This is a genomic window from Natrinema sp. CBA1119 (assembly GCF_002572525.1).
In the GTDB taxonomy this organism is placed as follows: Archaea; Halobacteriota; Halobacteria; order Halobacteriales; family Natrialbaceae; genus Natrinema.
Genome location: NZ_PDBS01000002.1, coordinates 1 through 12288 on the forward strand (window position 1 = coordinate 1; position 12288 = coordinate 12288).

15 protein-coding genes and 2 pseudogenes are annotated in these 12288 nt (G+C 53.8%); 12 read left to right on the forward strand and 5 right to left on the reverse strand.

Going from position 1 to position 12288, the window contains the following annotated elements; genetic code table 11:
* From CP556_RS20055 to CP556_RS27595, 9 genes and pseudogenes are all read left to right on the forward strand, one after another.
* Window positions 1-681, forward strand: a 681-nt coding sequence (locus tag CP556_RS20055) for a helix-turn-helix domain-containing protein (RefSeq protein WP_176548267.1), incomplete at its 5' end; no start/stop codon positions are given.
* Window positions 678-1364: a hypothetical protein gene (locus CP556_RS20060; protein WP_098727497.1), complete on the forward strand. Its 687-nt coding sequence runs from the start codon at window positions 678-680 to the stop codon at window positions 1362-1364. The genes CP556_RS20055 and CP556_RS20060, both read left to right, overlap by 4 nt.
* Window positions 1365-1515: 151 nt before the next feature.
* A pseudogene (locus tag CP556_RS26850) lies at window positions 1516-1821 on the forward strand (TATA-box-binding protein); the annotation flags it as partial.
* 12 nt (window positions 1822-1833) lie between these two features.
* Window positions 1834-1992, forward strand: a pseudogene (locus CP556_RS26855) (TATA-box-binding protein); the annotation flags it as partial.
* Between the two features lie 173 nt (window positions 1993-2165).
* The gene (locus CP556_RS26140) at window positions 2166-2375 is read left to right on the forward strand and encodes a hypothetical protein (protein WP_098727498.1); all 210 of its coding nucleotides are present in this window, start codon (window positions 2166-2168) and stop codon (window positions 2373-2375) included.
* 192 nt (window positions 2376-2567) lie between these two features.
* Window positions 2568-2945 carry a DUF7344 domain-containing protein gene (locus tag CP556_RS20075; RefSeq protein WP_098727499.1) on the forward strand — a complete coding sequence of 126 codons (378 nt, stop codon included), beginning with the start codon at window positions 2568-2570 and terminating at the stop codon, window positions 2943-2945.
* Window positions 2946-3067: 122 nt separating this feature from the next.
* On the forward strand, window positions 3068-3361 hold the full coding sequence (gene yciH, locus CP556_RS20080) for a translation initiation factor (protein ID WP_098727500.1): 294 nt from the start codon (window positions 3068-3070) through the stop codon (window positions 3359-3361).
* A 58-nt stretch (window positions 3362-3419) separates the two neighbouring features.
* Entirely contained in the window at window positions 3420-3980 is a 561-nt protein-coding gene (locus CP556_RS20085; RefSeq protein WP_098727501.1) for a hypothetical protein, read from the forward strand.
* Window positions 3981-4036: 56 nt separating this feature from the next.
* Window positions 4037-4276, forward strand: coding sequence for a DUF7983 family protein (locus CP556_RS27595; protein ID WP_486187787.1), 240 nt, complete (start codon window positions 4037-4039; stop codon window positions 4274-4276).
* 301 nt (window positions 4277-4577) lie between these two features.
* Here CP556_RS27595 and CP556_RS20095 read toward each other — a convergent pair whose 3' ends face one another.
* Window positions 4578-5429 carry a transcription initiation factor IIB family protein gene (locus CP556_RS20095; RefSeq protein WP_098727688.1) on the reverse strand — a complete coding sequence of 284 codons (852 nt, stop codon included), beginning with the start codon at window positions 5427-5429 and terminating at the stop codon, window positions 4578-4580.
* Window positions 5430-5801: 372 nt separating this feature from the next.
* Between CP556_RS20095 and CP556_RS20100 the strand changes: the two genes are divergently transcribed.
* On the forward strand, window positions 5802-6266 hold the full coding sequence (locus CP556_RS20100) for a helix-turn-helix domain-containing protein (RefSeq protein WP_098727503.1): 465 nt from the start codon (window positions 5802-5804) through the stop codon (window positions 6264-6266).
* Complete coding sequence (locus tag CP556_RS20105) at window positions 6247-6870, forward strand: transposase (RefSeq protein WP_098727504.1); 624 nt, start codon at window positions 6247-6249, stop codon at window positions 6868-6870. The genes CP556_RS20100 and CP556_RS20105 overlap by 20 nt, the downstream gene beginning before the upstream one ends.
* Before the next feature lie 1073 nt (window positions 6871-7943).
* Here CP556_RS20105 and CP556_RS20115 read toward each other — a convergent pair.
* Together CP556_RS20115 and CP556_RS20120 are read right to left on the reverse strand one after the other, a co-directional pair.
* A complete protein-coding gene (locus CP556_RS20115; protein ID WP_098727506.1) occupies window positions 7944-8507 on the reverse strand; it encodes a hypothetical protein in 564 nt (187 codons plus the stop codon).
* A gap of 560 nt (window positions 8508-9067) precedes the next feature.
* Window positions 9068-9247, reverse strand: a complete 180-nt coding sequence (locus CP556_RS20120; RefSeq protein ID WP_098727507.1) for a hypothetical protein — start codon at window positions 9245-9247, stop codon at window positions 9068-9070.
* 817 nt (window positions 9248-10064) lie between these two features.
* Here CP556_RS20120 and CP556_RS20125 point away from each other — a divergent pair.
* Window positions 10065-10628, forward strand: coding sequence for a cupredoxin domain-containing protein (locus CP556_RS20125; RefSeq protein ID WP_098727508.1), 564 nt, complete (start codon window positions 10065-10067; stop codon window positions 10626-10628).
* Between the two features lie 420 nt (window positions 10629-11048).
* Here the strand turns inward: CP556_RS20125 and CP556_RS20130 are convergent, their stop codons facing one another.
* Together CP556_RS20130 and CP556_RS20135 are read right to left on the reverse strand one after the other, a co-directional pair.
* Window positions 11049-11261 carry a HalOD1 output domain-containing protein gene (locus tag CP556_RS20130; protein WP_098727509.1) on the reverse strand — a complete coding sequence of 71 codons (213 nt, stop codon included), beginning with the start codon at window positions 11259-11261 and terminating at the stop codon, window positions 11049-11051.
* Entirely contained in the window at window positions 11254-12192 is a 939-nt protein-coding gene (locus CP556_RS20135; protein WP_098727510.1) for an ArdC-like ssDNA-binding domain-containing protein, read from the reverse strand. The genes CP556_RS20130 and CP556_RS20135 overlap by 8 nt, the downstream gene beginning before the upstream one ends.
* Window positions 12193-12288 lie beyond the last annotated feature (96 nt).

Here is a 12288-nt window from a genome sequence, read left to right on the forward strand (position 1 = left end):
ATGATGGAGCACGTCGACGATATCGCGGCGAAAATCGTGTTAGCCACGAGCGACGGTGACTCCATCCGCCAAATCGCTCACAAGGTCGACGGGACCTACTCGTGGGTGTACACCTGGATCGAACGCTTAGAGGATATCGATGTCGTCGAGCGAAACGACGGCGTTCACGTGACCGCACCCACTGTCCGTGAAGGGTACGCTCATGCCATGGAAGCAATCAGTCGGCAGTCTCCGCCAACCACCGCAGAGGCGTACGTGTTGCCACACTTTTCACAGATGGCGTTCACATATACCAAAATCGACGCTGTCTATGTGTGGACACATGGTGGGTACCAGATTGCACGCGGTTCCGACGCCTATCCTGTATTTATGCGCGTTCATGATACGGACGTTGAACAATGGATATCGTTCTTCGAGCGATATGGGATTCCGAGCACCGTTGGCGAGCGCGATGACAGTGTTATCGACGACGCCCCAGGAGAGATCTACTACAGCTTGTACCCAACGACCGAACAGTTCGATCAAGAGTGGGTAGATGGTAACCCAGTGATTCCATTAGCCGAGGCAGTCGAGTACATGCAGGAGTATCGCTGGAATTTCGAGCCAGCATTACAGATGATCGCCGACGAATATGAGGTCGACATCGACGTTGATCGGTCCAGCTACATTCCATCGCAATGAGTCTCCCCGAACGTGAGAACGAGCTCTTATCGACGCTTCAAGCAATTATCAATGCCGGTCACCCATACGTTCTCGTCGGTGGATGGGCTGTCACTGCATTCAATCAACGGTTCTCAACCGATGTGGATCTCGTCATCCCTGAGACGGCATTAAAAGAATACGAATCCTTCCTTGCTGAACACGGGTACGAGCGGACTAACGAGTACGATACAAGTGCACTCTACGAAGGGCGCTTCATTCAGTTTTCGAAAGATGTTGGTAACCCAGTGAGCATTGAGTTGTTGGTGAACGCACTTCGGTGCCGACAGACAGACGCAGAGTGGTCGTATCGATACCTCACACAACATTCACAGCCAGCGACTGTCGGGCGGACGCTTACAGTTGATGCTCAGATCCCAGAACAAGAGTTGTTGCTGGCAATCAAGCTCCATAGCGGTCGATTAACGGATATTCGTGACGTAATCGCGGCTGCGACGGATGCAGACTTTGACCGCGTCGAAACTCATCTCCATCGGGGGGACCCAAGAGCGCTCTCCACCCAGCTTGAAGACATTCTCGAGCAATTGGCTGATGAATCGTTCATCGATGCCTTCAAAGGCGAATTCCAACAGAAAACTATCCCAGAGGACGACATCAAACGGGTCCGCAGGTTTCTTCGTGATCAGCAAGACCGACTCAAATAATCGGAACCACCTGTCTCTTCGGTATGCAGAAAGTGTTGGTTTAATATCCGTTCAGTATAGATCTGTCTGCTATATGACTGAGCCAACGGAGACAATTGAGATCGAGAACGTGGTTGCGTCGAGGGGGATCGACTAGGAACTCAATTTCGAACAGTTAGGAGAGGATCTAGATAGCGTGGAATATGATCCCGAGCAATTCCCTACTCGTGTATCGGACTCAAGATCCGAACGCCGCTGCCCTCATTTTCTGGCCGGGAATATTGTCTCTACCGGGGCCAATAGTGAAGAAGCTGTTCAAGAGTCGCTGACCATCGGTTTTGCTGCACTACGAGAGCTCGGAATCACAGTCATGGAATCACCTACGATTGAGATTCAAAACATCGTCAGCAGTGTTGACTTCAGACATCAGCTTAACCTCAACGCAATTGCGATCGGGCTTGGACTGGAAGTGGTGTAGTACGAACTCGAACAGTTCCCGAGACTGGTGTACCGGACAGATGAGCTGGATGTGGTGATTCTGCTCTTCGGTAGCGGGAAACTGGTGATCATCGGCGGATCACAGCTGAACGATACCGAGCACGCGATCGAAACTATTGCAGTTACCTTCAGCGACTTAAATCTCTTGTAGGTGGAACGCGTTTCTCTGATAGACTGGTTGATGGGGTGCCGGACACTCTTATACGAGCAGATAGATACTATCAGTAATGAGGGACGAGAAGCCACTGATGTCCTACCAGTTGACCACCCGTTGATCTCTGTGCCGCCCTTGATCTGATCAAGTGTGACCATCTCATCGTCGATATGAGTCGGATACTCGTGATCTTCCGGAACACGGTTTTCAACGTCGAGGTCCGTCACGGGATCTTGGAGTCTGCTGGTCAGGTTTCTATCGAAGTGCTCGATGCACCATTACAGGCAGCAGCTACTGGAAACATGCTGATAGAACAGTTTTTGAAGCAACTGGAAACCACGACAGAGACGGACTGGCGTGACACGCCCGCAGACAATTGACCGAATTTGACCAGCTTCGACACGATATCGGAATGCACCGACTACTGGGAGGGCCATTGATGCCATTGAAATTAAGTTCTCCACCGTATTCACGCTCTAGGCCGTCGAACTAAGCTAGACGTGAAATCAACACCGTTAACTGCTGTTTCTTGCTTTTCCCTCCCATGGGAATACCTCTGGTGGTGATGCTCAGTGGCGACGGATAAGGATGATCCGACGGCATCCCCTGACACTATTTCGTCCCTCTCACTCGATACGGTACTGGAGGTCCTGTCCAATCAGCGTCGCCGGTTTGCTCTCTATACCCTCATCGATACCTCAACCGATGTCGTTGACCTTCAGACGCTCATCGAGGACGTGGCAACGTTGGAAGCAGCACGTGCGGACGAAGCACTCACCCGTGACCGGTACCTGGCGGTCGGGAGTGACCTGTATCACTGGCACCTCCCGGTACTGACGGATGTCGGAATTGTTGAAACCGACACACGAAGTGGAAGCATTCGGTACTCGCGAACCGATCTGCTGGAAACATGGGCTGGCCGTGTGAGACAGGATGAACTGCCTAGGTGAGGACTGTCGCTGCTTCTTTTCAGCAGACCAGCGGGGTCTTGGAGTGAACGACCGCTCGAGACGAATGGCTACCGTTCAGTGAGGATACTATTTTGTAGCTGTGGCATTGATTCTCTAGCGCCATGGCTAATGTCTGCTCGACGTGTGGATTGCCTGCAGAACTGTGCATCTGTGACGACGTCGCAAAAGAGTCGCAGCAGATCACAATCCGCATAGACGAGCGCAGTTACGACAAGGAAGTCACAGTATTCGCTGGATTCTCCGTCGGTGATGTCAATCTTCAGGCACTGGCATCGGACCTAAAGTCACAGTTTGCGTGCGGGGGGACCGTTACCGACGAGACGATCGAACTTCAGGGGAATCACACTGGACGCATCAAAGAATACCTCCGGGAGCATGGGATCACTGTCGCATGATTTATCTACTGATCGGTACCCAATGTCTGCCATACAAGATACGAGATCAGGGTGTGAAATGAACGGTATAGGACTTGCTCCCGGGCAATATGTGATCGACCGAGATGACGATGATCCTGATCTTGCAGCCGTTGTCCAGTATCCCGGTACGACTATCGCAGAGACACGCGTTACCTATCCCAACGGGAAGGAACGAACCGTCGCAGAGGATAATCCCGCGTACGAAGCGGACGAGCCGGCCGTAACGGTCGCCTTTGTGGAGTCAGGACTCGACCAGAGCTGGCCGGAGTGGCGTGACAGTAGCGCCGAAGACCTCTCTGACGGCATCCAAGACCACGGCGTGAAGTGTTATACCTTTCCAGAAGCACGGCTCACGCCGGTACAAACCGAAGCCGATTCAGCGGTATCCCCGCAGAGAACTGTTGAGATAGATGCGTTGCAGACACGGCTCGAGGATGCGGAATGGTCGGTCACTCTGGCCGATGACGGGGCGTTAATCGCCGAGAAAATGGGAGACCGGTATCGGACACACCGACAGGGCAGGTTGACGGCGAGGGCCAGCTCCGCGGCCCTCTGGAGAATCTCGTGGCGCACTATAGGAAGTGACTCCCTGTACTGACCGCACGAGTATCGCCCGGAGCAAGGTTTAGCCCGGTCACCGCACAACGTGTTCGTATACCGTTCAGTGTTAGCTGGCAGACACTCCTCAACAAACTCGCCGACCTTCTGGAGGACGAAACGCTCATTACTCCGCTATCGCACAAACGGTTTTTGATCACCGATGTCCAGAAGCACCGTGTCATCGTTCGATTTGTGGGGCCGGGTGAGAATGCCTTGTTTAGACGCGGTATAGGTCGTTCTAGACTGTTTGTGTACACGCTACGAGATTGGTATCGAGAGACGCTTCTAATCTAGTTGACCGGAAGTAGCCACACTGTCTGAACTCAGGAGCGTCTAAACACGGCCGAGTCAGACTATTCTTCGATAGTCTCACTCGAGTCGATGACGCGGACACTGAGAACGAGGAGTGAGACGATTTTCGCTTCGATCCATGATTCGACGGAGCAATACGTCGGATTTAGATTCGCTGCATCCGTATCGAGAGCTGCGTTCGGGAAATCGCCGTGCATATCACAGACCCAGTGGGCTTCACCGTACCGCAAAACCGGGTCCATTGCTGTCCCACAGACGGGGCAGGTGGCTCGTCCGGGAGCGCTCATCGCTGCTCCGCGAGAGCAACGACGGGGTCTTCGTCTGTACGCTCCATGTGTTCGACAAAGTCTTCGTAACGGGCGCGAATCGTGGACTCACCGACTCCCGTGACGGTCGCCAATTCCGTCGTGCTTGTGGCTATCTCCGCGGCATTCGCAACGTACAACCACGCTCCAGCAAGGATTCCTAAACACCGTTTGTTCCGTGCCCAATCGGTCGTCCGTGCCTCGGCGAGGAGTTCGTCGACAAACGACACCGCCTCGGGAGACGCATTGGGAAACTGGATCTCGAACAGTTTGCTTCCCGTCGCCTCGAGGAGGTTGTCTCGCCGCTTGCGAAGGGTCGCAGTCGAAATATCGAAGTGGGAGGCAAGATCGGCCTGTGAGAGTTCGACGTCGGTCGGTGAACAGACGACGTAGAGAACTGCGGCGGCATACGTATAGGGAGAAACACCGCTCGTCGCGCCGGCGGCGTCCCTGGTTCGGGCGAGACACATAGCTCGCTTTCGAACGACGTCTGGCAACGCAAGTTCCTCACAACACGTCTCAATAAGCGTCTCCGGATCGGCGAGCGGAACCTCGATCTCGAGCCTCTGCGAGAGGCGCTGCATTTCACCGATGATCTGCTCCTTTGAGAAGGGCGGCCGATCGGCTATGACAGTGACTCGCACCGGCTGCTCGCGAAGCCGACACGCGATGAGCAGACACGCGGCGGCAGTACGTTGGGGCGATATGACCCGGATATTGTTTCGTTGTAACTCTTCGGCGAGTATCGTCGCGTACCGTCCGATCGAATCGTCGACATCAAGTTCCGTTACTATTGCCGTGATCGCCGCTGAAACTGGTTTGTCTGTCATCTCGTCTTGATCTCCGATGGCGGGTGATTCCGCATAGTATCCGGTAACTACATCACCTGATTCGATCGCGGTTCGTACAGAGTTCAACGTCATCGATCCGTATGAACGTTTTCTTAATTCGTGTTCCATCCAGTACGAACGTACGACGACGTCGGGCGCGATATGACCTGATCAGACACGCCGCACAATATGATTCCTATTTAGACTTGAGAGCGATGATACTCTCGCTGTGCGTGCAGGAATCACGTCGGATATCAGATGGAATACGATGCGCGTACTACTGCCGAGCATCGATTTCCGAGTCGGTTACTGCAGGCTCGGACTCATAGTGATTAAGGAGGTTATTTACCGATAAACGTAGTAGAGTTGGCAATGGGTCGGCTCGACGATATCACGCTTGAGGAACTCTATGACCTCAAGGAGCAGATAGACGAAGGGAAGCCGCGAGATCGTGTTCTCGCGGCGATCGGGCGCAAGCAAGGCGATCAACTGGATACGTTGGCTGACCGTCATGGAGTCGTCGAGAAAACGATCCGCAACTGGCTCGATCAGTTCGAGGAAGAACCGATCGAGAAAGCCCCCTACGACGCTCCTCGACCAGGAGGCTCAGCAAAGATCGAGGGACAAGACCGTGAGCATCTCTTCGAACAGTTGCAACAGCCACCAACCGAACTCGGCTATGATCAGCAAGCGTGGTCAGCGAAGCTTCTGCTTCACCACGTCAACGAGGAGTACAGCGTCGAATACCACGAGGACTACGCATACGAGTTGTTGAGAGAGGCCGTGCTGTCCTTGTGGACAGCACGGCCTCAACACTATGAAGCTGATCCCGAATAGAAGGCCGAGTTTCAGCAGACAGTCGAAAAAAAGATCCGAACTGAGCGAGAAAACCGTCGTTGTCGTCGATCAGTTCACCAAGCACGTTGGTACCGTCCAGCGACGTGGCTGGTACCCGATCGGCTCGAATACGACTATAGAGACGACGAGTTCCTGGGAGTCGGTGACAGTGCTTGGCGCTGTCACCGACGACGGTGACAGCTTCTACTGCTGGACAGAGGAGAACTTGACCAGGTTTCACAGAATTCGGCTGTTGGAGGCGTTGACCGACAAGTTTGGTGAGGAATTAGTGGTATTTCTTGACCGAGCCGGCTACTTCTATGCGAGGGATCTTTGGGAGCACGTGAGCGGAGAGCGCGAGACCGAAACTGTCGGAGACAGTTCGGTCTTGTACGTGCGCGGTGACGATCTCGAAGTGTGGTACTTCCCATCGAAGCTCCCCGAACTGAAGGCCGTTGAAGGGTACTGTGACCAGCTGCAAGAGTGGTTCAAGTACCGCCTTATTCCAGACCTCTCGACGCTGGAAGACTACATTCCACGAGGACTGAGCGTAATCAACGAACCAAACATTTGGCCGTACCTTACTGGTAAAGATTCGTCTTAATCACTATCAGAGGTCAGTTAGTTCACCAGAGCGACTCGTTTGATCGATTTCCTCATACTGGATGAGAGTTTCAAGCCAAGAGTAGTCCCCAAGACCAGTAGGAAGCGGAATTTCTGAACTCATTCTCCTTGCTGAGAAATGGTTCTGTTTTCTTATAAAGAATCGGTATCTTGACTGTAGCGATATTATCCAGCAAGAAAATATTTGTTTTTGTTGTTGACTATGGTGCAGAGTTCTGTTGGTAAAGTCTTGGACACTGTATAGATCACTTGTTAGCGGATATTTTCTCACTTCATTCGAATGACTACCTCAGCGAAGAGTCTTGGAAGGACGGATAGAGGGTGTCATAGAACTCTTTCCAAGAGGTTCATTTCAACAGTTATGTGGTCGAACCAGCCGTTAGGTAGGTCTACGAACTGATCAACAAGATACCATCTCGCTTTCCCTATGAGCAATAGTTAACTCATATCATCACACAAGGTTAGATATGACGGGCGAAGGTGAGAGACAGCGGGCAGCAGCAGTCTGTGAAAACTGTGGGACTGCCCATGCAGTACATCTTGGGCCTGACGGCGAAATACGGCCCATTGGGAGCGGACGAGATGACTCTTGTCCATGTGGCGATGGTGATCTTCGTATTCTCAGCAACGATGGGTCCGTTCTCAAAGATGTAGATATGTAAAGGGGTAGCTGAGTGTGCTGGCAACTATATCCTCTGTACTGAACGGCGCACCTTTCGTCACGGTTCTCAAAAGACAAACGCAGTGGGGGTGACGGCTGCATTTGCTCACGGTATGAATCGCAGATAGCCGAGGGTTTAGTGCAAGGTTCTCGGGGATTGGTTGGCGCACGATTCACTGCGTAACCTGCCTGGGTGTGCCAGTAACGCGTTGAGGGCAGATCAACAGAATGTTAGAAAGTAACATGGATAGCCATTTGGCCGTCCATTGCAGGCTTATAGTGATTATCTGGGTGACAGTCTGCGGAGAAACCAGCAGTGCGTGGTTCTCCCCTGTACTGAACGCGAATTTTCTAACCAACTCTGAATAAAGAATTCGGATTGCCAACTACTGTTAACGATTGAACGTCCCATCCGGAGCAGGGGTGATCACAGTTCGGATCTCGAGATCAACACGTCTAAGATGCTTGCAACCACCAGTGGGCTGGCGTTGTTCATAATCTGGGCAGGTACACGTCTTCACCTCGACATCGACGATGTAGGTGTTCCCGCTCTCGCTAACAATTTCGTAGATAGGGTCTACCCTGACAAACCAGACATCCCTCTCTTCGCTCAATGCACGCCGGGTTCGTGGATTCTCGATCGAGTAGCCACCGGCCTCGAGCGGGGTCGGTGGAGCTGGTGTCTCACAGTGGGCGATGAACTGGCTACGACAATTTCGTTCTTGACCGCAGTTCCGGCAGCGCCAGTAGCGCGTTCGGTACTCAAAACCATCAGTGAGGTTGATCTCGTACGGTGTTGGCTCCGCGCCTGGCAGCCACTCGTCGATGGCGACGAGTTCGTGCCCGTTCAGTTGAGCAATGTCGCCGGAATAGCGTCGCTCTCGGTCACTTGTGTCGTTGCAGTCATGGTGGTGGTCCTGGTGTTGTTCGCGAGGGATCGGTCGATCTGTACTCATGGGTACTCTCGAGGCAAACATCGTCGCGCCTCGCCCATCAGGCGCGAAAAAACGGCTTCGAGAGCGGGTTGTCGGTGGAGGAGAGTAGTTTCTGACTGGAACGAGCGATCTCCGTTCCTTCAGATTCTTTCCTCGAGTGAGATCAGGTCCAGACGGCAAGTCCTTCGTCGAGGACTCGAGTGGGGGACACACAGACGATGACGATCGACGCGCCGAAAGCGGCGGGTTTCGAATCGGTGACACATTTCATCTAGAATTGGCGGCTATCGTTCGCCGCCTACCAGGACGATCGCTGGCGTATCGAACTCGAGAAGAGTAGCTACCTGATCTCGGCGGGATTTGGATGGGTCAGTAGGACGGTTCCGACACACTTGGAATCGGAGCAGGGTTGATATAGGACAGGACGAACATATTCACTGTCGCGTTCCCACCGCGCGACACGATCCAATCAGCACCCAACCCTACTGATCTAGTTTCCATGCCGCCAGGCGGCCATCCCCCTGTGCCTATCCGGGCGGCATTTTGAGGTCTTTTCGAGGCGATCAAACGCCGAGCGATAGCTATCCCATCTCGAGTGCGTCGACGGCCTCGGCGGGCTCGATGTCGTGATCGACGAGGCGGCTCGCTACGAGCTGCCATGCGTGTTTCGCGAGTTCGGGATCAGCTTGCTTGTAGTAGACGCTAAACTCGGTCAGTGCGACGGCGATCAGGAGGTCCTTCTGTTGATCAGTGAGAGGCATCGCCAGCGTTAGCCGCGGCTTTGTACAAAAGCTCACGTATCACAGAAACGCCAACAGAGGATGGCAGCGTTAGAGCCCCCATCCCCTTTGTGATGTGCCTCTGAGGGTGGGTCCGAGATCGGTGTGCTTGACAAGTTGGCTATTGACTTGACGTCGGAACACGATCCGATCACGGAAGGCGAGGATCTGAATGTCTCGGAATGGACTGGTTGTGGGTAAACGACCTGGTCCTCTCCCCTCGCCATCATCATTTCGGGTCCGTTCTTGGATAACTCTACCGTCTATATAGGTTGGTGACAATGATGCTACCGGTAGGTGAGTGGAGGAGAAGTCCCGTCATTCGCCAGCTGATCCGTCGCTGTCGTCCTCGCCCAAGTGCCGTTTTCCTAGGCGATGTCGGTAGTCGGCCAGCCTTCCCGTTGATACTTTCCGGAGTGTTCAGTGTTGGCGTGCTCAAGGAGCGTGGCTACGCCACCGGCCGTAAAGTCACAGTCGTCAGGCGATGGATACTCGTGGATCTGAATGATAAATGGGTGTCTGAGTCAGTCATCCTCCACAGTTCGTCGCGGGCCTGCTTGAGATCTTGGAGCCATCTAAACGCCCCACCGGTAGCGGGGTGGCCCTTGAGGTCTCATAGAATCAGGCGTGAAACTGATACGTCCGATTCGGCAACTACAGATGCGAACTGACCATCAGCGCTGTAACGTTGGATGATTTAACTGAGCTTGATATCCATGCATTAGATGGGTATCTGATTATCCGCATAGAGTTCCAAACTAGCCCGATGACTCAAGAGAAGGAGACATCTCGACGGCGAATGCTCAAGTTGACAGGTGTTGCAGGTTCGACAGCGTTCGTTGCCGGTTGCGGTGGCGGCGGTAACGGCAACGGCGGTAACGGCAACGGTGCTAACGGCGATGGTGAGACCGAGGGGTACGAAATTGAGCCCGGCAACGATATCCGGTTTAGTGGTCAGACGAGTCACTGGGAAGGGCTCCAGCCGTCCAAGATCGAGGGTGTACAGAACCCGGTACTCATCCTCCGAGACACATACGATTACACAATCGGCTGGACGGAAGGCGATGGTGCCGCACACAACTTGGAACTACGAAATGAAAACGGCGAGGTCGTCGACGACTTCACGACCGGCGAACCTGTCACGGACCCGGGGAGCGATGAAATCTTCGAGTTCACGGCGACCGACAAGATCGCCCGTTACCGCTGTCAGCCCCATCCACAGATGGAAGCCCCAATCCAGATTGAGGGCGGTGCCGACGGTGACGGCGGAAATCAGACTGGTAACCAAACCGGAAATCAGACTGATGGTAATATGACTGGCAACCAGACCGGCGGGAACGAAACCGGCAATCAGTCCGGCTAACAGCGACACTTCCGGCGGCTCTCGGTAGGTGCCGTGGTGAAGGTGCGGACTACGCATCCCGTGCGGCAATCATTTACTGTCAGGATCAAATTCCTAATATCGGGGCAGGGCCTCGGCTACGAAGTCGCTGTTGAAGACTGGTACTGGACTACCTTTCATATGAGCAGGGCCGGGGCAAGTTGTGATGACACAAGACGATGGTGGTAATCCTGCCCCGGAAGAGAACTGCCATTTTCGCCGCTAATAGCTTTGACACCTGCAAAAGCATGGTCTCTTTCCACAGTAGAGCCTGAAATAGAGTGAATTGTTCGGTTTCCAACTCACACATAGGGTATTTTATGTGGTGTGATGTTCTTTGCCTGTACTAAGCGATTGATGGTGCAGAAACTATCAAAGGTTAAGGATTCCAACAGATCCAATCTACGGATTCGTGAGGATCCGTACATCGGACTGCGTGACGAGGACACGAAATCCTCTGACCGAGAATCTAACCTCGAGGTCATCGTTCGCCGAGTCCACGAGTTGCTCGAGTGCTTCGACGTCGATCACCCGTTTCAGTTGATACTTGTCACGACCGAGTCCCTCCGTTTCGAGCGCGTCGACGATTTCGAAGAGGAGGTGCCGATCACTCATCTGTAATCACCTCGTCGACGACATCGATAATCTCCGCAGCGGTCGAACTGATCCGCTCGAGTCGATCGAGGATAGCCTCTGACTCTTCGCCCTCCCATGCAGCGAGGTAGAACGCCGACCCACTCGTGTCCAGCCCGAAATACCGACCGACGATGTAGCCGACGGCTTCCGCCTCGAGTTCGCGTTTCGAGTGTTCGATCCCGTCGTCGAGGTCACCGTGCAAGAGTGCGTGGGCGTACTCGTGGACGGTCGTTACGGCAAGGTCGGCACTGTTCTCTCGATCTCGAATCTCGATTAGTGGTCGCTCCGCAGGAGAGCGGTACTGACACACGCCTCTGGCATCTCCATGAGTCCATTCCGCTGGTGAAACGACCTCGACTTCCGCTTCAAGCATCGAAGCTCCCTCGAGGAGCGCTGGCACCAGTTCGTCGGCCTCCCCGGTCGCTTCGGTCTCGAGTTCGGGAAGTGGCTCCCCTTTGGTTTGTGAAATATCGAAGACTGGCGCTGGCCGAAAGCCGACAAGCCCTTTCGACCACTCCTCGGGTGACATCTCGTCGTATTCGCAGTCGTTTCGATCGTGATATGACGGCGAGTTCTCACACTCGGGGCACTGCTTCGCGATGATCGGTGCCCAGATCCAGATTGCACTCTCGCCTTCTTTCACATGACGGTTGAACTCGTTTTGCCACGTCCGATAGCCGGCAACACGAGTTGCGTTTGGACATTGGCGAGTGATTAGCAGCGTATTTCGGTAAGAGTAGTCATGGAAGTGACTCTGCACGTCGAGCCACTCCTGGAACTGCTCACTCGAGACTGCGTCATCAACCTCGTCGACGAGGTCGTCGACCCAGGCTTCCATTGTACTATGCATCTCGTCACGTCTGGTGTCCGAATCATCGAAGGACACCCGCGAACAGTCGCTCGTAGTCATCGTTCTTGACGACGGACGCTCCTTTCTGGAACGCCCCTCACCCCTTTTGGGGAAGAAAAAACACTCGAGGGAGCGCTCGATCGATTCCGTTACAAG